This window comes from Novosphingobium sp. (genome assembly GCF_036820275.1).
GTDB lineage: Bacteria > Pseudomonadota > Alphaproteobacteria > Sphingomonadales > Sphingomonadaceae > Novosphingobium.
Genome location: NZ_DAISLT010000068.1, coordinates 1 through 20807, shown reverse-complemented (window position 1 = coordinate 20807; position 20807 = coordinate 1). Strand labels below are relative to the sequence as shown.

18 protein-coding genes and 1 pseudogene are annotated in these 20807 nt (G+C 66.4%); 7 read left to right on the top strand and 12 right to left on the bottom strand.

The features are described from left to right. A partial coding sequence (locus tag V7066_RS27855; protein WP_334186179.1) for a hypothetical protein occupies positions 1–955 on the bottom strand: 955 nt, incomplete at its 3' end. A gap of 339 nt (positions 956–1294) precedes the next feature. Between V7066_RS27855 and V7066_RS27850 the strand changes: the two genes are divergently transcribed. From V7066_RS27850 to V7066_RS27840, 3 genes are all read left to right on the top strand, one after another. Next, entirely contained in the window at positions 1295–2050 is a 756-nt protein-coding gene (locus V7066_RS27850; RefSeq protein ID WP_334186178.1) for a siderophore-interacting protein, read from the top strand. A gap of 137 nt (positions 2051–2187) precedes the next feature. Next, complete coding sequence (locus tag V7066_RS27845) at positions 2188–2757, top strand: TetR/AcrR family transcriptional regulator (RefSeq protein WP_334186177.1); 570 nt, start codon at positions 2188–2190, stop codon at positions 2755–2757. Between the two features lie 338 nt (positions 2758–3095). Then, positions 3096–5411 carry an adenosylcobalamin-dependent ribonucleoside-diphosphate reductase gene (locus V7066_RS27840; RefSeq protein ID WP_334186176.1) on the top strand — a complete coding sequence of 772 codons (2316 nt, stop codon included), beginning with the start codon at positions 3096–3098 and terminating at the stop codon, positions 5409–5411. 3 nt (positions 5412–5414) lie between these two features. On the opposite strand, the gene V7066_RS27835 is transcribed toward V7066_RS27840, so the two are convergent. The 8 genes from V7066_RS27835 to V7066_RS27800 form a co-directional block, all read right to left on the bottom strand. Continuing rightward, complete coding sequence (locus V7066_RS27835; RefSeq protein ID WP_334186175.1) at positions 5415–5993, bottom strand: DedA family protein; 579 nt, start codon at positions 5991–5993, stop codon at positions 5415–5417. Positions 5994–6050: 57 nt separating this feature from the next. Beyond that, entirely contained in the window at positions 6051–6335 is a 285-nt protein-coding gene (locus V7066_RS27830; protein ID WP_334186174.1) for a hypothetical protein, read from the bottom strand. 157 nt (positions 6336–6492) lie between these two features. Then, the gene (locus V7066_RS27825) at positions 6493–7209 is read right to left on the bottom strand and encodes a hypothetical protein (protein ID WP_442947391.1); all 717 of its coding nucleotides are present in this window, start codon (positions 7207–7209) and stop codon (positions 6493–6495) included. A 37-nt stretch (positions 7210–7246) separates the two neighbouring features. Then, positions 7247–7879, bottom strand: a complete 633-nt coding sequence (locus V7066_RS27820; RefSeq protein WP_334186172.1) for a DedA family protein — start codon at positions 7877–7879, stop codon at positions 7247–7249. A 7-nt stretch (positions 7880–7886) separates the two neighbouring features. Next, positions 7887–9134, bottom strand: a complete 1248-nt coding sequence (locus tag V7066_RS27815) for a glycosyltransferase family 4 protein (RefSeq protein ID WP_334186171.1) — start codon at positions 9132–9134, stop codon at positions 7887–7889. Between the two features lie 112 nt (positions 9135–9246). Then, a complete protein-coding gene (locus V7066_RS27810; RefSeq protein ID WP_334186170.1) occupies positions 9247–10644 on the bottom strand; it encodes an efflux transporter outer membrane subunit in 1398 nt (465 codons plus the stop codon). A gap of 4 nt (positions 10645–10648) precedes the next feature. Beyond that, positions 10649–12598 (bottom strand): MacB family efflux pump subunit, encoded by a 1950-nt coding sequence (locus V7066_RS27805; protein WP_334186169.1) that lies wholly within the window; start codon positions 12596–12598, stop codon positions 10649–10651. A 21-nt stretch (positions 12599–12619) separates the two neighbouring features. Next, the gene (locus tag V7066_RS27800; protein WP_334186168.1) at positions 12620–13813 is read right to left on the bottom strand and encodes an efflux RND transporter periplasmic adaptor subunit; all 1194 of its coding nucleotides are present in this window, start codon (positions 13811–13813) and stop codon (positions 12620–12622) included. Positions 13814–13936: 123 nt separating this feature from the next. On the opposite strand from V7066_RS27800, the gene V7066_RS27795 reads away from it, so the two are divergent. From V7066_RS27795 to V7066_RS27780, 4 genes are all read left to right on the top strand, one after another. Then, entirely contained in the window at positions 13937–14638 is a 702-nt protein-coding gene (locus V7066_RS27795; RefSeq protein ID WP_334186167.1) for a response regulator transcription factor, read from the top strand. Continuing rightward, on the top strand, positions 14635–15933 hold the full coding sequence (locus V7066_RS27790) for a sensor histidine kinase (protein ID WP_334186166.1): 1299 nt from the start codon (positions 14635–14637) through the stop codon (positions 15931–15933). The genes V7066_RS27795 and V7066_RS27790 overlap by 4 nt, the downstream gene beginning before the upstream one ends. 114 nt (positions 15934–16047) lie before the next feature. Next, entirely contained in the window at positions 16048–16728 is a 681-nt protein-coding gene (locus V7066_RS27785; protein WP_334186165.1) for a response regulator transcription factor, read from the top strand. Beyond that, a complete protein-coding gene (locus V7066_RS27780; RefSeq protein ID WP_334186164.1) occupies positions 16728–18074 on the top strand; it encodes a sensor histidine kinase in 1347 nt (448 codons plus the stop codon). The genes V7066_RS27785 and V7066_RS27780 overlap by 1 nt, the downstream gene beginning before the upstream one ends. 57 nt (positions 18075–18131) lie before the next feature. Here the strand turns inward: V7066_RS27780 and egtD are convergent, their stop codons facing one another. The 3 genes and pseudogenes from egtD to V7066_RS27765 all read right to left on the bottom strand — a co-directional run. Then, positions 18132–19133, bottom strand: a complete 1002-nt coding sequence (gene egtD / locus V7066_RS27775; RefSeq protein ID WP_334186163.1) for an L-histidine N(alpha)-methyltransferase — start codon at positions 19131–19133, stop codon at positions 18132–18134. A gap of 1 nt (position 19134) precedes the next feature. After that, positions 19135–20418: an ergothioneine biosynthesis protein EgtB gene (egtB, locus tag V7066_RS27770; protein ID WP_334186162.1), complete on the bottom strand. Its 1284-nt coding sequence runs from the start codon at positions 20416–20418 to the stop codon at positions 19135–19137. 183 nt (positions 20419–20601) lie between these two features. Then, a pseudogene (locus tag V7066_RS27765) lies at positions 20602–20807 on the bottom strand (DUF1275 domain-containing protein); the annotation flags it as partial.

Below are 20807 nucleotides of genomic sequence, written 5' to 3'. Positions count from 1 at the left end.
CGCTGGCCGAAGCCGAAGCGCTCGCCCCGCCCCCGGACAAGGTCACCGAAGGCACCAGCGGCGTGGTCGCATTGGCGGCAAAGGCCGCAACCAGGTTGATGACCGGACCCGTGCCCGGACCGAAGCTGCCGGTCCGCGTGCATGAGCCGGTCTGACCCGCCGCCGTGCAGGTCCAGCCCGCACCAGACAACGCCGAAATGCTCATCCCCACCGGAAGGTTCAGACTCGCCGTCAGCACCGCCGAGGTCGTGGAGTTGCTGGTCACGCTCGGCGTGATCGTGTAGCTTATCAACCCGCCCTGCGCCGCGTTGCTCGCATGGCTCATCGCGACGCCCAGGACAGGATTGGACGAGCAGCTGATGCTGATGACGACCGTGCTGTTGTGCGAGGAAGGCTTCGGGGTGCTGGGCGGCGTGAGATAATTTGTATCGGCGATGCCGACCTGGAAGTAGTCGTCTGGGCTTGTTCCGGAAAAAACAAAACTTCCTGCGCCTGAAATCGCCGTTGAATCCAAAACCGAACTGACAGCATATGTGCTGCCGTTATTTTGAGTCCAGAGGATGTATATATAGGCGCCCTTGGTGTTTCCGGACCAGGCGTAATTGACCCTTTCTCCATCGGCCAAAGTGTGCGGGCCTGGAGTGGTGAACTTGTCGGTTCCATTTCCGACCGAATCAACGATGAACACGCCGCCGAGGGTGTTGATCTCGTCACAGCCGGTCGAAGCCGCCCAGGCTCCTGTGGGCAACAAAATCAGCAGGGCGCTCAACAGGGTACGGAGATAGGCTCCGGCAGTGCGGTCGAGCGACGCAGTTTGTGATAGAATGTCGCCGCAACCGCGTGATCGACGCAGCACTGCGCAGACAAGCCGGACGCCGCGCGAACGGAACCAGGTCCCGAACCCCCGCATAAAATTCCCCCCGACGCCACGAAGAAATTGGAGTGCCAAGCCCATAAGGCACCCCCGACGCGGCGTATAAAAACGCTCAGAACGCGGGATATAAATCCCGAATTTGGAACATTTGAGGGCGATTATATTGCGAGTCTATTAAAAATAGATCCGAACCGGCACTTATACGGGTCAAGTTAAAAATGCTTAGTAGGCGCTGTTAGTCAGGGGTGTGTGTCTGCCTGATATTTCGTAACGCCAAGTCATCGAGATCAAGTTGACCGATCATTGTTTGATTCTGCGCGCCTTCGCCTCGGAGGTAAAAGAGCGGCGCCATCTTGCGAATAGGAATACCCATGAGTATCTGAATGGAGAGGGAAGGCCCACTCGCTCGCAGGAGAGCCCATGAAACATCAGATCAACCGTGTCCGCCACGAACTGCACCGCCGCACTCTGGCGATCCGCCGGGTCGAGCATGTCACGCCGAACATGCTGCGTCTTACTCTGGCAGGGGATGAGCTTGCCGGTTTCACGAGTCTGGCACCCGACGATCACATCAAGGTCTTCGCGCCGGAAGGTGAAGGAGAGGGCGGCGGTACGGCGATGCGCGACTATACGCCGCGTCGCTACGACGCCGAGAAGAACGAACTGACCGTCGATTTCGCAATTCACGAGGCCGGGCCGGTCACCGCCTGGGCGGTCAATGCCAAGCCGGGCGACGAGGCACGGATCGGCGGGCCGCGCGGTTCGCTGGTCGTCCCGCAGGACTTCGACTGGTGGCTGCTGGTCGGTGACGAGACCGCGCTTCCCGCGATCGGCCGCCGTATCGAGGAACTCGCGCCGGGAACGCCGGTGACCAGCATCGCCGCGGTGACGGGTCCGACCGAGGAGCAGGTCTTCGAGACCGAGGCGCGGCACGAGGCGATCTGGGTTCACCGCCCTGCCGTCCAGGCCGCCGAAGCTGCACCGCTGCTGGAGGCGCTGCGCGGGTTCGTGCCGCCGCCGGGCGACGGCTTCATCTTCATTGCCGCCGAGGGCAGCGTCACGCGCGTGCTGCGCAAGCACGTGCTGGAAGAACTCGGCCATGTGCCGCAATGGCTCAAGGCCAGCGGCTATTGGGTCAAGGGTGCGGCGGATACGACGGAGAAGTTCGAAAGCTGATCGAAGCGCCGTTTCCAGCGGGCGGAAACGGTAATATAAATACTCAATGGTATCCGAGGCGGACGCCACAGGCGCCGTCTCGGCAAGACAAGGAAAAGGCCGCCCGAACGAGGCGGGCCGACAGGAGACAGGGCAAGATGACGCGCTTGACGCGAAGTGAAACCCAGGCGCTCACGCGTCTGAGGCTGTTGAAATCCGCGCGCGAACTGTTCCGGCGCGACGGCTATGCGGTGACCTCGCTGGACCGCATCGCCGAGGCGGCGGGTTACAGCAAGGGAGCGGTCTATTCGAACTTCGACGGTAAGGAGGCGATCTTCCTGGCCGTGCTGGAGTCGGAGAACGAGGAGAACCTCAAGGGCCTGTTGGAGCGACTGGATGGGGCATCGGAAACGCCGGATATCGTCGATATTCTGGCCGAGTGGGCAGACGAGCGGTCGCAGTTCGGCGGATGGTCGCTGACGATCCTGGAACATGCCCGCGTGGCGCAGGGCAAGGATTCGCTGCGCCGCCAGGAGGAGATCGTCCGGTCGCAATGGCGCAAGCTGGGAACATACCTGCTGGACCGCTTTCCGCGCTCCACCGCCGAGGCCGAAACCCTGGGTGCCCTGCTGTTCGAGATCGCGTTTGCCCCGGCTCTGACGTTCGTGGCGGAACCGCGCGCGGGCGATCTCGTGCGACTGGCGCTCCCGCCGCTGCTGGAGCGCTGAGGGGTTTCCCCCACCATGAAAATTTGCGGGTCGGGTTGTATTTGAAAAACCGAACGGTATCTTGAAATTCGTCGGTGTCCAAAAGGCTTGGGCACGCTGAGATTTCTGCGGAGATTGCCGCCATGATCGCTACCAAGGCGCCGCTTCGCGCCCCGATGACTCATGCCAGCAGGTCGGCCGCCGGACGCGCGCCGCTCGGACGTGCTCCGCGCGGCTGAAGCGCGCCAACTCTTCACCGACAACCAAATGCGCTCGGGGCCGTTATCCTGATTACGGTCCTTGGTCCGTCGCGCGCTGACGCGTGCCCGGCGTCCACCTGAACTCGATAAGGAACCGACATGCCCGCCCCGATTTCGTCCGGCCCGCTCGACCAGCCCGTTACCCTCCACGTCTGGAAGGAAAAGTACCGTCACGCCGACGAGCAAAGCCCTTCGGATACGTTCCGCCGCGTCGTGGCCGGGGTCTATGCCAAGGACGATCCGGCCCACGCCGCGCAGGCGCTGGCGGCGCTGGAGGCACGCGACTGGGTGCCCGGCGGGCGCATCTTCGCCGGCGCGGGTACGGGCAAGCGCGTCACCTGGATCAACTGCTTCGTCAGCCCGACGATCCAGGATTCCATGGATACCGAGCCGGACCTGCCCGGCGTGGGCATCATGGAGGCGCTGAAAGTGGCGGCCTTCACCCAGCAGCAGGGTGGCGGCATCGGCATGGACTTCGGCACGATCCGGCCCGACGGCGCTCTCGTGGCGCGCACCGCCTCGGTTTCCTCGGGCGTGATCCCGTTCATGGTCATGTGGGACGGCATGTGCGTGACGATCCGCAGCAGCGGTTCGCGGCGCGGGGCGATGATGGCGATGCTGCCGGTCTGGCATCCGGATGTGCTCGCCTTCATCGAGGCGAAGACGCGCAAGGACGTGCTGAAGAACTTCAATGTCTCGGTGGCGATCACCGACGATTTCATGGCCGCGCTGGAAGCCGACGCGGATTGGGACCTGGGCTTTTCGATCCCGCGCGCCGACGGCAGCCATGTCGCCGTGACCGAGCGCGACGGCAAGCCGTGGTACGTCTATCGCCGCATGCGCGCGGCGGAATTGTTCGACCTCATCACCCGCACGACGTACGAATATGCCGAGCCGGGTGTGGTCTTCGTGGACCGGGTGAACCGGCTCAACAACCTTTCCTATTGCGAGACGATTTCCGCCACCAACCCTTGCGGCGAGCAGCCCTTGCCGCCCAACGGCGATTGCGATCTCGGCCATGTCAATCTCGCCAACATGGTGCTCGATCCCTTCACCGCCGAGGCGCGGGTCGACTGGGATCGGTTGGCGGCAACGGTGCGGATCGGTGTGCGCTTCCTCGATAACGTGCTGGAAACCTCGCCTTTCCCCACCGAGGACCAGCGACTGGAGGCGCAGGCCAAACGCCGTGTCGGGCTGGGCTTTACGGGGCTTGGCAATCTGCTCCAGCAACTCGGCCTGCGCTACGGCGAGGCCAGTGTGCCCAAGGTCGAGGAAATCTGCGCGGCGATGGCGGCGGAGGCCTATCGCGCCTCGATCGACCTGGCGAAGGAGCGGGGGCCGTTCCCGGCCTATGACAAGGACAAGTTCGCTCGCGCGCCGATGCTCGACAAGCTGCCTGCCGATATCCGCAAGGACTTGGCGAAACACGGCATCCGCAACGGCGTGCTGCTCACCATCGCGCCGACCGGCACGACCAGCATCTTCTACGGCAATGTCAGTTCCGGCATCGAGCCGAGCTTCTCCTGGCGCTACAACCGCGCCGTCGTCGTCGAGCAGACCGCGACCGAGCAGCGGACCGAGAGCTTCACGGTCGAGGACTATGGCTGGTATCTCTACAGCCGCCTGCCGGGTTTCGATGCTGCCGCGCCGCTGCCGCCCTACATGGTGACTGCGCTGGAGCTTTCGGTGGAGGACCATATCGCCGTAGCCGCCGCCGCGCAGAAATGGGTGGATGCGGCGATTTCCAAGACCATCAACTGTCCGGCGGACATGTCTTACGAGGCGTTCAGGGCGGTCTACCTCACGGCCTGGGAAAAGGGCATGAAGGGTTGCACCACCTACCGCCCCAGCGGCGTGCGCGGGTCGGTGCTGTCGGAGCCTGTCGTGGAAAAGCCGAAGCAGGCGGAGGCGCCGTCCTTCCCGGCCGAGGCTCCCGTTCCGAAGCGTCCGGAGACGCTCCAGGGAAGGACGATCAAGATCAAGTGGCCGGTGGACGGGGAGAACTACTACCTCACCATCAACGACTATCTCGCGCCGGACGGCCGCCGTATTCCCTTCGAGATCTTCATCAACACCAGTTCGGCCGAGAACTTCGAGACGATGGCGGCATTGACGCGTACGCTCTCGGCGGTCTGTCGCCGGGGCGATGCGGTCTTCATCTTCGAGGAGCTGGAGCGGGTGCATTCGGCCAAGGGCGGGGCTTTCGTGGCGCTGGAACACGACACCAAGGGGCGCTATGCGCCGAGCCTGATCGCGCTGATCGGCCGCATCCTGCGCGAACATGCACAAGGCCCGGTCGCGGTGTCCGCTGCCGCTCCCGTGGGAGAGACCTGTCCGAATTGCGGCGAGGACGCGGCGATCATGATGGAGGGATGTCTCACCTGTCCGCAATGCGGCTTCAGCAAATGCGGCTAATGCCTATTCTTCCGCACCCATCGAGCGGTTGAGTCTTCCCCGCACCAGCAGGGTCACAGCCGTCGCAACGGCCACGAGCGCAGCAATCGCCAGCGCGACGTGGCCGAAGCGGCGCAAATGCCCGAAGGCCATTTCGACGCCTTCGCCGAAGCTGTAGCCGATCCCGGCGATCACCGCGCCCCAGACCATTGCTGCGACGGCGTTGAGCAGCACGAAACGACGGGCCGGCACGGCCGAAGTGCCGATAGCGATCGGGCTTATCGTCCTCAAGCCGTAGAGGAAGCGAAAGGCGAGGATGAAGCCGGTGGGATAGCGCTCCAGCATCGTCAGCACGCGGGCGAAGGCGGGTCTCTCGGTGACTTTGCGGACCAGTCGGTGCGAACGGAAACGGCGGCCGAGCAGGAAGAAGAACTGGTCCGCCACGAAGGAGCCGATCGCCGCGGCGATCATCACGCCGTAGAGCGGCAGCAGGCCCTGATGCGCGATGAGGCCGCCGGTCATGACGACCGTCTCGCCCTCCAGCCCCGCCCCGAGGGCAACGGCGGGAAGGCCGAACTGGGCGATCAGGGCTTCTATCGACATGGATCAGGAACGGGGCGGCTGCCGCGCGGTTCCGTCAGGCAGGCAATCCGGCTGAACTCAGAGCTTGTCGTCGACCAGACGCAGGCGCGCGCCGCCGCCAACGGCGATCGACGAGCCGTCGGGATACTCGATCGTGCCGTCCGGCCGCAGCAGTGCGAACTCGGCGGAATCCAGGCTGCCGTTGATCGTGACGGGCGTGATAGTGGAGAGCGGCGTCACATCGCCCCTGACCTTGAAGGTATCGACCCGCCAGGCAAGCACCTGGTCCATCTCGGCGGGAACGGCCTGCTCCGGGCCGAACCGCGGACGGGTGGAGATGTAGAAACCTTCGGTTGCCGGCACGCATGCCGTCGAAATAAGCTCGTGATCCGCCACGCCGTTTCGTCCCAAGATTGCCCCCGCGTGTGGTTCCAGCGATGAACATGGAACCGACAACGCAAGGGCTATACTAACCCCGCTTACGGCATCCTTACAGGGCTTTGTTCACAGTTTTTCTCTTTCAGAAAAGATTTGCCGCCACGGCGGGAGCTGCAATGGTTTGCGTTTCTTCCGGGGCAGCGGCGCGGGCAGCGCCGTATTGCGATTCCCAGGCAAGCAGGTCGGCCTGGTACTGCTCATAGCTGTCAAAGAAGGCGCGGAACGGCGCTTCGGCGCGGGCGAGGCCGGTCGTCGTCGCAAAACCTTCGAGCTGCGCGGCGGGAACGGTCTGGAGCGCAGTGGTCAGTTCCATCGCGGCCTGGCACAGCGAAGGCACCACGGGCGGCAGGGCGAAGAAATTGTAGACCTGCGTCTGGTAGGACTCGCGCTCGCGGATCGCCTTGGCGCCGAAGCGGGTCTTGTATTCCTTGTCGAGGCTCTTGTTGGTCGCCGCCAGCGACTTGGCATATTTCTTCTGGAACTCGGTGTAGCCGGCCAGGATCGGTGCGCCTTCCGTGCCGGTGCAGTTGAGCGCGGCGACATTGTAGGCCGAGCGCAAGTTCCAGAGCGCCTGGGCGGCGGAAACCTCGCTGTTGACGGTGCGGCGCGTGCCGTCGACCGTCCTGGCGGGAATGATCATGTTCGGCGAGGCGCCCAGCGGCGGCATCGGGCGCGGCGGAATCACCGCCACTACGGGCGGCGGCGGCGGGGCCTCGGCCACTTTCGGCGTGCCGCTGCACCCGGCGAGCAGCGCTGCCGTGCCGCCCAGGAAAACTCGTCCGATCGTCTTCACGCCCATTCCATCACCCCATCGCTTGCTGTCGTCATGCTGGATTTCATGCCCTCGACCGCTTCCTGCGCCCGAGCAGGCGCGAGCCGAGCAGGGTCACGCCCATCGCCACCGCCGCGAGCACGAGGCCGCCGAGCACCAGCTTGCTCTCGTCGATCGCCAGGGCCGCGCCGAGCGGTCCGGCGGCGAGGTAGCCAGGGGCGAACATCAGCGGCACCCAGAGGCAGGCCGAGGCGACGTTGGCGATCTGGAACGGTCGCCGGGGCATGGCGAGCACGCCTGCCACCAGCGGCACCGTCGCGCGGATCGGGCCGAGGAAGCGGCCCATGAAGATCGCCGCGAAGCCGTATTTGCGGAAGAACAGGCGGGTCCGGGCCACCGCCGGGCGATGGCGGTTGAGCGGCCAGCGGCGATAGACGCGCGGGCCGATGCGGTTTCCGAAGAGATAGGAGACCCAGTCGCCCAGGATCGATCCGAGCACGGCCCAGAGGAAGATCGGCCAGGCGTCCAGCGCGTCGGCGCCGATCAGTCCGCCGATTGCCAGCATGACCGCCGTGGCCGGCACGAAGAGACCGACGATCGCCAGCGATTCCCCGAAGCAGAGCACGCCCACGACGGGACCGGCCCATACCCCGTGGGTCTGGACGAAGGCGCTGGCATGGGCGATCACCTCTTCCATGGAGGCTTCAGGCCGCCCGTGAGATGATGGCGGCGTCCTGTGCCGAGAGCGGCGCAAGGCTGCGGCCCAGCACGTCCATGTAGCATTCGAGCACCTGATGCGAGGCGCCGTCCCAGTCGTAGGCCTTGCTGGCCTCCCGCGCGAAGGCGCCCATCTGGGCGCGGCGGCGGCCGTCCTGCACCAGCAGGCGCAGTGCCTTCATCGCGCCGTCCTCGTCGCCGTGGGCGAAGAGCAGGCCCGAGCCGTCCTTCAGCAGGTTGCGTCCGCTCGGCACGTCGACGCAGACGGTCGGCAGGCCCGAGGCCATGGCCTCCAGCGTGACGTTGCCGAAGGCCTCGGTCGTGCTGGGGTTGAGGAACAGGTCGGCGCTGGCCACGGCGCGGCCGAGATCGGCACCCATCAGGTGTCCGGCAAAGCGGGCCTGCGGCAGCTTCTGCTCCAGCCATTGCCGCTCGGGACCGTCTCCGACCACGAGCGGGCGGACCGGGAGGCCTTCTCCAATCAGGCGGCGGCAGAGCGACGCGAAAGCGGCCAGGCCCTTTTCGCGCACGAGGCGTCCGAAATGGAGCACCGCCACTTCGCCGTCGGCCACGCCCATCGCCCGGCGCCAGGCTTCGTCGCGGGCGAGTGGGGAGAACTGGCTGCGATCGACGCCGCGTCCCCAGAGGCGGGTCTTGCCGCCGAGGCCTGCAAGGTCGAATTCCTCGGCGATGGCCGGGGTGGGCACGAGGATGCGCCTGGAATTGCGGTAGAAGCGCGCGAGGTGGCGCTCCATCGCCGGGCGCACGAGACCGGCGCCGTAGAAGGCGGCATATTTCTCGAACCGCGTGTGCAGGCTGGTGACGACCGGAATGCCCGCCTGCCGGGCAAAGCGCTGGGCGGCGGTGCCGGTCCAGTCCGGCGCCGAGAGATGGACGATTTCCGGGGCGAACTCGGCCAGATGCGCGCGGATGCGGCGGGGCAGGCCGAGGCCGAGGCGATAGTCGCCGCGTCCGGGGATCGCCACCGAGGGCACCGAAATCAGCGTGCCCTCCGGCGCGAAGGCGGGGGTCGGCGAAGTCGGCGAATAGACGCGCACGGTGCAACCGCGGCGTTCCAGATAGCCGACCAGGCGGTTCAGCGCCTGGTTGGCGCCGTCGCGCACGTAATTGTAATTGCCGGAGAAAAGCGCAACTCGCGGGCGCCGGGACGTGAGGGAGGGGCGAGATGCGACAGTGCGGCGCGTGCCGGGCGCGAGTTCGACTTGCGGCTTCATATCCTGATTTCGATGTTGCGGCCGACAGGTACAAATCCTGCCGATGCTCGAAATCCTCGCTATTCCGGCCCGGCTTACGACAACCTTACAAGCTTGTAAGGGTGCGTTGCGCTCAGGACTCGGGAACGGTCTCGCCGCCCAGTGCCTGATAGACCTGTACCTGGGTGACGAGCTGGTTGTAGCGGTTCTGGATCAGGCTGGTGCGGGCGCTGCGCAGGCGTTCCTGCGCGTCGAGCCAGCTGCGCAAGGTGATGGCTCCGGCGCGGTACTGGCGTTCGTAGAGCTGCTCGGCATCGCGCGCGGCGGTGTAGTTGGCCTCCACGAAGCCCGCCTGTTGCAAGTACTGCTCGCGGGCCGAGAGCGAGACCTGGGTATCGCGCAGTGCGTCGTAGAAAGTCTGGCGGAATGACTGTACCGCGATCTCGTAGTCGGCGCGGGCGATGCCGGTGCCGAGGCGGATCTTCTCCGGATTCAGCTCCGCCAGCGAAAGCACGGCGCCGAGGCTGGCGGTGGGATCGCTGAAGAACTTGAGCAGCGAGGAACTCGCCGTGCCCAATGTGCCGGTCAAGCTGAAGCTGGGATAAGAGCTGGCTACTGTCGCGTCGCTGGTCGCCAGAGTCTTGCGCAGGCGCAGTTCGGCTGCGGCGAGGTCAGGGCGACGGGAAAGCAGCGAGGCAGGTGCTTCGGCGGCGATGGCGGGCAGGGCCTGCCGGGGCAGCGTCTGGAGTTCGGCGCCTTCGTAGGACTGGCGGCCGAGCAGCGCGGCGATCGTCTTCAGCGCCGAGACGCGGGCCTGCACCAGCTGCGTCTGCGCGGCTTCCTGCGCGGCCAGCGACTGTTCCGCGTCGCGCAGTTCGACGCGTGAGACTGCGCCCGCGTCGTACTGGCGCTGCACCAGTGCCAGCGCGCGGCGGACGTAGGCCAGGCTTTCCTCGCCGATGGCGATCTGCTCGTTGGCATAGCCGAGCTGCCACCAGGCCTGGGCCGTCGTGCCGATCAGCGAAAGACGGGTCTCGGCCAAGTCCTGCGCGCTGGCTTGGGCTTCCCATTTGGCGGCGTCGGCTGTGGCGCCGAGGCGGCCGAACAGGTCGAGTTCCCACGATACGCCGAGCGAGGCGGCACTGGACTTGCCCCAGTTGGAGCCGCCGTTCAGCGCTTTCGAGCCATTGGAGGAGAGGTTGGCATTGCCGCTCGGGAACAGGCCCTGCCGCGCCTGCTCGGCGGAGAGATGCGCCTGCTTCAACCGCAGCCCTGCCGCCGCGAGATCGGCATTGGCGGCCAGCACCTGATCGACGAGCGCGGTGAGGGCGGGATCGTCGAACTCGTTCCACCACGGCGCGCCCGCCGTTCTTGCCGGGCCTTGCGAGGCCTGGTCCCAGCCTGCCGCAACCGGCAGTTCCGGTGCGGCATAATGCGAACGCGTCACGCCCGCGCAGCCGGCGGTCCAGAGTGCGAGAAGCGAGATCGCGACCAGCAGGGCAGGGCGGAAGGGTTTGGTCTGCTCGGGCACGGGATCAGTCTCTCGAAAGGGCATCGACCGGGTCGAGCCGGGCCGCGCGGCGGGCGGGCAGGAAGCCGAAGACCACGCCGATCAGGGTGGAACAGGCGAAGGCGGCCACGATCGAGGTCACCGAATAGGCCATGCGGAAGTCGATCGGCGTGAGCGAGACGGCCACGCCCACCGCCAGCGAGAGGCCGACGCCGATCACGCCGCCGATCAGGCAGACCAGCACCGCCTCGATCAGGAACTGCTGGAGAATGTCCGACTGCCGTGCGCCCACCGCCATGCGCACGCCGATCTCGGCGGTACGCTCGGTCACCGAAACGAGCATGATGTTCATCACCCCGATACCGCCGACGATCAGCGCGATCACGGCGATGGCGGCGATCAGCAAGGTCATCGTGTTGGTGGCGTTGGTGATGGTCTCGCGGATGTCGTCGGAGTTGCTGATGAAGAAGTCGGTCGTGCCGTGGCGCTTGGCGAGAAGCTGGGTCACGGCAGCTTCCGCCGCTGCAGTCGAGGTATCGTCGCTGACGCGCACGGTCACGCTCGACAGGTAGGTCTGCCCGAGCATGCGGCTCATGACCGTGGTGTAGGGCACATAGGCAGTCAGGCTGTCGCTGCCGCCGAAGCCCTGCTGCTGGGTGCCGACCACGCCGACCACGCGGGCGGGGACCTTGCCGAGCAGCACGACTTTGCCGAGTGGGTCCTCGCCGTTCGGGAACAGGGTGTCGCGCGAATTCTCGTCGATCACCACGTTCTGCGCCAGTTCGCGCACGCTCTGGGCATCGAACAGGCTGCCCGAGATCAGTTCCAGGCCGCGCACGCGGAAGTAGTCGGCGCCGACGCCGCTGACCTGCGCGGTCGCGGCGACATTGCGATAGCGCGCGGTCACGCTGGTCGAGACGCTGGGCGTCACGCTGTCGACATAGGGCAACTGGGCCAGTGCATCGGCGTCGGCATCCTTCAGCGTCTCGATCCGGGCCGAGCGCATGTCGCCGAAGCTCTTGCCCGGATAGATCGTCAGCGTATTGGTGCCGAGGCTGCTGATGTCGGAGAGGATCTTCTCCTGCGCGCCGCCGCCCAGCGCCACAACCGAGACCACCGAGGCGATGCCGATGATGATGCCCAGCATCGTCAGGAAAGTACGCAGTTTGTGGGCGGACATGGCGAGCACCGCCATGCGGAAGGCTTCGCGGAAGCGGTCGAGGACCTGCTGGAAGCCGCTGGCGACCGGCGGCGCCTTCTGCACGGCCGGGCGCACGCGGCCGTCGCGGGTACGGCGGTCGTCGATGATCTCGCCGTCGCGGATCTCGATGATGCGGTCGGCGTGCTCGGCCACTTTCATGTCGTGGGTGACGATGATGACCGTGTGGCCCTCGGCATGAAGTTCGCCGAGGATCGCCATGACTTCCACGCCGCTGGCGGAATCGAGCGCGCCGGTCGGTTCGTCGGCGAAGATGACCTCGCCGCCGTTCATCAGCGCGCGCGCGATCGAGACGCGCTGCTGCTGGCCGCCCGAAAGCTGGCCGGGCCGGTGGCCGGTGCGCTCGCCGAGGCCGAGGCGGGCGAGGATCTCGCGGGCACGCCCGGCCCGTTCGCCGCGGGCGCGGCCCGCATAGACGGCGGGCACTTCGACGTTTCCAAGCGCCGAAAGGTCGGTCAGCAGGTGGTAGCGCTGGAAGATGAAGCCGAAATGCTCGCGGCGCAGCGCGGCGAGTTCGTCCGGCTCCAGATCGCCGGTGTCGCGGCCGTTGATGCGGTAGGAACCGGATGTCGGCCGGTCGAGACAGCCGAGGATGTTCATCAGCGTGGACTTGCCGGAGCCGGACTGGCCGACGATGGCGACCATCTCGCCCGCGTCGATCGACAGGACGATGTCCTTGAGCGCGGCGAAGACGCCGTCGCCCGAGGGATACTCGCGGCGGACGTGCGAGAGGGAAATGAGCGGGGTGCGGGTCATGGAGCGGCTCAGACCGGCGGCTCAGACCGGGGGCGGGCCCATCGGCCCCTGATCGCTGGTCTTCGAGGCCTTGGCTTCACCGACCACCACGGTTTCGCCTTCCTTCAGGCCCGAGAGCACTTCGGCGCTGATATTGTTGTCGATGCCGATGCGCACCTTGCGGGTGGCGATCTTGCCGTCCTCGCCTTTCACGCGAACGGTATAGGTGCCGTCCTTGCCCTTGGCGCCCAGCGCGGTCGAGGGGATCATCAGCGCATTTGCGCGCCGGGCGAGCACGATGCTGACCTTGGCGGTCATCAGCGCGCGCAGGCGTCCGTCCTCGTTGGGCACTTCGAACAGGGCATTGTAATAGATCGCCGAATCCGAGGTGCTGCTGGACGAGCTGGTCGAGGTGGAATCGACTTCGTTGACGATCGATTCCGGCGCCGGTTCGATCAGCCGCAGCTTCGCCTCGTAGCGCTTGTCGGGATCGCCGAGGATGGTGAAGTAGACGGGCAGGTCCGGCTTCACATCGATGACATCGGCCTCGGAGACTTCGGCCTTCACGGTCATCACGTCGAGCTTGGCGAGGATGACGATGGTCGGGGCGGACTGCACCGAGTTGACCGTCTGGCCCTGCTTGGTGACGATCGCCACCACCACGCCGTCCATCGGCGCGGTGATCTTGGTGAAGCCCAGCTGCACTTCGGCGGTGTTGACGCTCACCTCCGCGGCGCGGATCTGTGCCAGCAGCGCGTCGTAGCTTGCCTGCGCGGACTGAAGCTCCTGCCGGGCCGTCTCGAAGTCCTGCTGCGAGGTTGCCTCGCCCGCGCCGAGCGCCTGTTGCCGCTGGTAGGCCAGCTTCTGGCGGGCCAGCGTGGCTTTCGCACCTGCTGCCTGCGCCTTCATGTTGGCAAGGTCGGCGCGCGCGGTGTCGAGGCTGTTCGTGGCTGTACGCGGGTCGATCTTGCCGATGAGGTCGCCCTGATGGACGACATCGCCCACCGCCACGTTCAGTTCGTCGAGCCGCCCGGATACCTGCGCGCCCACGCTCACGAGTTCCTTCGGTTCCAGCGTGCCGGTGGCCTCCACGGTCTGCTCCATCGTTCCGCGCGTGACTTTTGCAGTCGCGACGACGGGCTCGGCGGGGCCGGAGAACAGTTTCCAGACGAGAAACAGGGCTAGGGCGGCGGCAACGAGGATGCCCCCGATCACGAGACGGCGCTTGGTCGACATGCCCCGTTCTATGGCGGGGCGTGAGCGGGTTGCGGGTAAAGACTTCGCAAGCGCTCTGTAAAGTTTCCGTAAGGACGGGCGGCACCGGCTGACATTCGCGGTGCTTTGCGGCATCAGGGGAAGGTGCAAGAGGAAGCCAAACGCGTCCTGCTGATCGACGACGACCTCGAACTGGGCGCCATGCTCGGCGAGTATCTCGAAAGCGAGGGGTTTCGGGTGGAGATCGTCACCGACGGTCTCGACGGGATCGATCGTGCCCTTTCCGGCGAACACGACGCGGTGGTGCTCGACATCATGCTGCCCCGGCTGAACGGCATCGAAGTGCTGCGGCGGCTGCGCGAAAGCATCGACGTACCGGTCATCATGCTGTCGGCGCGCGGCGACGAGGTGGACAAGGTGATCGGCCTCGAACTCGGTGCCGACGACTACGTGGCCAAGCCCTGCTTCCCGCGCGAACTCGTCGCCCGGCTGCGCGCGAACATGCGTCGTCACCAGCCTGCCGATCGTGGGCCGCCCTTGCCTCCGGTCTGCCGATGGGGAGACCTCGAAATCCAGGTCGCGGCGCGCAGGGCCTCGTGGCGGGGCGAGGCGGTTGAACTGACGGCTTCGGAATTCAACATCCTGCTCGTCCTCGCGCGGGCGGGCGAGGCGGTATCGACCAAGGATGCGCTTTCGCTGCGCGGTCTCGGCCGGGCGCGGCAGAGCTACGACCGCAGCGTCGACGTTCACGTCAGCAACTTGCGGATCAAGCTGGAAGCGGTGTCGGGCGGCGACGCGAATGTCGAGACCATTCGCGGGGTCGGCTATCGGTTGCTGGTGTCATGACCCGGCTCCGGCTGTTCTGGAAGATCCTGCTGGGCTTCCTGGTGACGTTCCTGCTGATGACCCAGGCGGTATGGTTGCTGTTCGCCCTGCGCGACGACCGCGAACTGCCCGCCTTCCTGATGACCGAGCAGATCGGCCCGGCCGTTCTGGAAGCGGCGACGCAGGCGCTCTCCGCCGGAGGCCGCCCGCGCTACGAGCAGATGGCCAGAAACCTGCCGTGGGATCAGCGCCAGCGGCTGGACCTGCTGGAGGCTCGCCGCGCTTCGCCGTTTTCGGGTGATCCCGAGGATGCCGTGCTGGAACGCCGCGTGCGCGATCCGTCCGGAACCGAGTGGGTGCTGCGCTTCCGCTATCATCGCGACCGCGAGCCCTGGCGGTTCAACGTGCCGCCCGAACTGCTTGGGATCGGGTTCGTGGCCGGTCTGCTGTTCAGCGCTTTCCTGGCCTGGTATCTGGTGCGGCCGATCAATCACCTGCGTAACGGTTTCCAGCGTCTGGCGCGGGGCGAATTGACCGTGCGGGTCTCGCCGGAGATCGGCCGCCGCCGGGACGAAGTGGCGGACCTTGCCCATGAGTTCGACGGCATGGCGCGCCGCCTCGAACATCTCGTCGCCAGCCGGGATCGCCTGCTGCACGACGTTTCGCACGAATTGCGCTCGCCCCTGGCGCGCCTGCAACTGGCCATCGCGCTGGCCCGGCAAACGCCAGATCGCTTCGAGCATTCGATGGACAGGATGGAGCGCGAGGTCGAGCGGCTTGACGGCATGGTCGGCGAACTGCTCATGCTGGCCCGCGCCGAGAACGACCGGGATTCGGAAGAGAGCTATTTCGATCTGGTGGAAGTGACGGCGAGCGTGGTGGCCGATGCGCAATACGAGGCGCAGCCCAAGGGCGTGAAGATCGACTTTACAGTTCCGGATCGGGGGCCGGATCGGGTAAGCGAAGACCTTCCGCCGGTCCGGGGCAATGCCGAACTGCTGCGCAGTGCAATCGACAATGTCGTGCGCAATGCCCTGCGCCATTCGCCGCGTGGGGGCCGGATCGAAGTCCGCGCGGAACTGCTTTCGCGCCCCGAGACCTTTCGCATTTCGGTCAGCGACGAGGGGCCGGGCGTGGCCGACGGCATGGAAACTACGATGTTCGAGCCTTTCGTGCGCGGCGCGGCGGTTGCCGGAGGCGGTTTCGGACTGGGCCTGACCATAGCCTCGCGGGCCGTCGCGACCTGCCGGGGGTCGATTGCCGCCGCGAACCGCGCCGAAGGCGGGCTGCGGGTGACGATCGAGGTTCCCGTCTGATCCTGCCGCTCGCGCGCTGTTGCGCCGCGCGTCCATCCCCGCGATAGATGCGGGCATGACTGCGATAAAGGGCATCCCCCCGTCGACGAGTGCCAGCCTGAGAGGGACCTTTCCATGCGCCTGCTGATCGTCGAGGACAATCCGGAACTCGCGGACCTGATCGGCACGCACTTGCGCGAGGCGGGCTTCGGCAACGACATCGTCGCGACCGCCGAGGAAGCGCGCATTCTGGTGGAGGCGGGCAACCATTCCGCACTCCTGCTCGATCTCGGCCTGCCGGACGAGGACGGCATCGAACTGCTCCGCTCGCTGCGCGCCGCCGGGCATTTCCTGCCGGTGCTGGTGCTGACCGCGCGCTCGGCGATCGCCGACCGGGTGGCCGGGCTCAATGCCGGGGCGGACGACTACCTGCCCAAGCCCTTCGCCGCCGAGGAACTGATCGCGCGGGTCGCGGCACTCTTGCGCCGGTCGCTGGGCGAGAACGGCGGCGAGATCGCCTGCGGGCGCCTGCGCTATGAACTGGCCTCGCAGACGGTCCGGGTCGGAGAGGCCAGCATCGTCCTGGCCCCGCGCGAAGTGCAGCTTCTCGATCTGCTGATGCGCCACCGCGACAAGGTGGTGCGCAAGACCCAGATCGAATCCGTGTTCTTCGGCCTCGGCGAGGAGTTTTCCTCCAATGCCGCCGAAGTCAGCGTGCACCGGCTGCGCCGCCGCCTCCAGTCGCTGGAGGCGGGGATCGAGATCGTCACCGTGCGCGGGCTAGGCTACCTGCTGCGCGCCGCGCCCGAGACCTGATGCGCAGCCACTCGATCCTGCGGCGCATCCTGCTGCTTCACGCGGCGGCGACGCTGGTGACGGCGGTGCTGGTGGCGTGGGGCGCGATGCTGCTGATCGACAGCACCGGCGACCGGCTGCAACGCCAAGTGCTCGACGAATATGCGCAGAAGATGCAGGGCGGTCTCCATCGCCGGAACGGCGGCTGGTCGATCTCGGAAGACTCGGCCTCGGCGTTGCGCGGCGGGGGTTCCAGCTTCAGCTTCTGGATCGAGGATCGGGGCCACTCGGTCGGGATCGAGAACTTGCGGTCCGATCCCTCGCTGTCGGTGCCGACGCGGGCGGGCACGGCCTATTTCAAGCGGGTGAAGGGGCCGAGGATCTATTCCGGCGTTTCCATGCCGCTGATCGGCGAGCCGGGCAGCTGGCTGGTCATCGTCCAGAACCTCGATCATCCCGACGTCATCTTCGACGACTTGCGCGCGGACATCGCGCTCGTCGGCGGGATATTGCTGGCGGTGTTCCTGGTGGGGCTGCTGGCGGTGGACGTGACCATCGTGCGCCAGTCGCTGGCGCCGCTGAAGCGGGCCTCGCGCGAGGTCGGGCAGGTTTCGCCCTACCAGTTGCAGCAGCGTGTCGATACCGAAGGGATGCCGGAGGAAGTCCTGCCGCTGCTCAGCGCGATCAACGCCGCGCTCGACCGGGTGGAGGAAGCCTATCGCATCGAGCGCGACTTCGCGGCGGATGCGGCACACGAACTGCGCACGCCGCTCTCGATCCTGCGCCTGCTGGTGGAGCAGGAGGGATCGCCCGAGGCTCAGCCGCGCCTGCAACGCCAGATCGACGCTCTGGAAGCCATGGTGGAGCGCCTGCTCCTGCTCGCCGAAGTGGATGCGATGGCCTGCGATCCCGGGGAAGTGACGGACTTGCGCGCGGTGGCCGAAGAACGGGTAGCGGCGATCGCTCCGCTGTTCATCGCGCGCGGGCAGGAAATCGAGATCGTCGGGGCCGAGCGGATGCTCGTGTTCGCTTCTCACCATCTGGCGGCGCGGGCACTCGACTCGTTGCTGGAGAATGCGATGAAGCACACGCCGCCGGGAACGCATGTGGTGGTGCGGGTCGACTCCGCCGCCGAAATCCGTGTCAGCGACGATGGACCGGGCTTGCCGTCAGGCGGCTTCGAGAACGGCGGGGACTTGTTCGCCCGGTTCGCCTCTGCCCGGCGCGATTTCAAGCGCAGTTCGGGACTGGGGCTGGCGATCGCCAGCGAACTCATGGCCCGGAGCGGCGGCAATCTGGAAGCGGCGCGAAACGATCCCAGGGGCGCGGTGTTCCGCATGCGGTTTCATCCCGCGCCGGAGGGGTAGACGCTTTAAGCCGTCTGACGGCTTGAAAGCCGACATCATTTTGGAACAGCGCCTTTTCTAAGGCTCCTGTCGGTTGCCGTCCGCCTTTGCCAACAGCAGCGAGAAGTCTCCCTGCGGGTCGGTCCAGTGCTCCAGTTCGCTCCAGCCCCCGGCGGCCAGCAGCACCCGCATCTCGCCGGGACGGTACTTGTGGCAATTCTCGGTGTGGATGGTCTCGCCGCCCTCCATGCGGAAGGGCTGGCCGTCCACCTCGAAGCGGAGCGCGCGGCGCGCTTCAAGGTGCATCTCGATACGGCTGGCGATGGGATTCCAGCGTGCGACATGGCGGAATTCCCCCACCGGAATCGTGCCGCCGAGTTCGCGGTTGATGCGCTGGAGCAGGTTGAGGTTGAACAGCGCCGTCACCCCCTGCGCATCGTCATAGGCGGCAACGAGGCGCTCGGGGGCCTTCACCCGGTCGATGCCGATCAGCAGGTGGGCGCCGTGGCCCAGCGTTTCGCGCATCGAACGCAGCAGGTCCACTGCGGCATCCGGTGCGAGGTTGCCGATCGTCGAGCCGGGGAAGAAGCCCAGCATCGGCCGCTCGGCAGTTTCCCGGGTGAGCGGCAGATGCACCGGTTCCATGAAGTTCGCCTCGACCGGAACGATCGGCAGGGCCGGGAACAGATCCCGTAGCGCGGTGCAGGCCTCGTCCAGAAATTCGCCGCAGATATCGATCGGCACATAAGTCGCGCGTGGCAGAGCGCGGAGCAGGATACGCGTCTTGATCGAACTTCCGGAGCCGAACTCGACCACCGTGGCCTCGGTTCCGATCCGGTCCGCCACCGCGGGGCAGTGGGCCTGGAGCAGGGCGGTTTCGGTACGGGTGGGGTAATATTCGGGGACCTGGGTGATCGCCTCGAACAGCTGCGAGCCGCGCATGTCGTAGAACCAGCGGGCGGGAATGGCCTTCTGCGGCTGGCCCAGCCCGCGCAGCACTTCGGCGCGGAAGGCGGGATCGGGCTGGACGGCGGGGCGGGAGGCCGGGGTTTCGTCGATCCGGGGGGCTGTCAGGTACATGTCAGAGGCTCCTTGCGAGGCGAAGGCCGGTGAACTGCCAGCGCTGATGCGGATGGAAGAAGTTGCGATAACTGGCGCGCAGATGGCCGCGCGGTGTGGCGCAGCTGCCGCCGCGCAGGACGAACTGGCCGGACATGAACTTGCCGTTGTACTCGCCCACCGCGCCTGCCGCCGGGCGATAGCCGGGCCAGGGACGATAGGCCGAGCCGGTCCATTCCCAGACGTTGCCGTAAAGGGAGGCAAAGCCCTCTACTTCCGCTTCGGCGCGGGGATCCACGGCCTCGGCCCGGTCCAGTTGGGTGCCGCCGGAAGGATCACGCGTATAGGCGGCGGCTTCCCATTCCTGCTCGGTCGGCAGGCGGGCACCCGCCCATGTCGCGAAAGCATCGGCTTCGTAGAAGGATATGTGCGTCACCGGGGCTTCGGGATCGACGGCGCGCCAGCCCGAAAGCGAGAATTGCTCCCACTGCCGCCCGCCGCCGCGCCAGTAGAGCGGGGCCGCGATCTTTTCGCGCCGCACCCAGTCCCATCCGTCGGAAAGCCAGAGCGAGGCGGCGCCATATCCCTGATCGGTGATGAATTCGATCCACTCGCCATTGGTGACCGGGCGGTTGGCGAGCGCATGGGGTGCCAGCCAGACGGGGTGGCGGGGCAGTTCGTTGTCGAATGCGAAGCGCGTTTCCCCGTCCGCGCCGATATCGAAGCGGCCTTCTGTGCCTTCGATCCAGCGCAGCGGGACGCTTCTGGTCGCGGCGGCTTGCGGCGGCGGTGCATAAGCCGGGCCGAGCGGATTGCGGGAAAACAGGTGCTTGATATCGGTCAGCAGGAGTTCCTGGTGCTGCTGCTCGTGCTGGATGCCCAGTTCGATCAGATCGCCCTGGCGCTCCAGCAGGAAGGGCATGGCCTCCAGCATCGCGGCTTCCACGTGATCGCGATAGGCAAGCACCTCGGCCATCGTGGGCCGGGTCAGCAGGCCGCGCTCCGGACGGGCCAGACGGGCGCCCTCCGCTTCGTAATAGCTGTTGAACAGGAAGGGCCAGCGCTCGTCGTGCAGGCGATAGCCGGGGACGTGATCGCGCAGGAGGAAGGTCTCGAAGAACCAGGTCGTATGCGCGAGGTGCCACTTGGCGGGCGAGGCGTCCGGCATCGACTGGGCGGTGACGTCGGCCTCGTTCAGATTCTCGACGAGTTCGCGGCTGAGATTTCGCGTGCGAAGGAACCTGTCGGTTATCTGCGTGGGAGCGGGAGTGCCGCCCGGTGCCACATGACTCGACAGGTCCTTCATGGTCTCTTCTCCCGCTACCCGCGTGGGTACGCTTCATGTCCGTCAGCGCTCGGCCGGTAGATCACATATCGACGGAAGACTGAACGAAACGAAAGTATGGCTAGGTAGTGCTTGGAAGGCGCCGAGGTTCCGGCGCAGGTGAAAATCCTGCGCCGGTCCGCCCGAAGGGTACGGTCGGAATGTTCAGGGCCTGTGCGGAAGTGCGGCGCCGGGATTGCGTGTGAAGAGGAGGGTGGCGCCAAGGACCATGGCGCCGGCGAGGAGGAGGGGGACGGCGAGGCCGACGTGGAGCAGCAGGGTGGCGCCGACGGCGGCGCCGAGGAAGATGGAGAGCACGGCGGCGAAGCGGCGCAGGAAGTTGGGGGACTTTCCGGCGGTCTGGTCGGCGG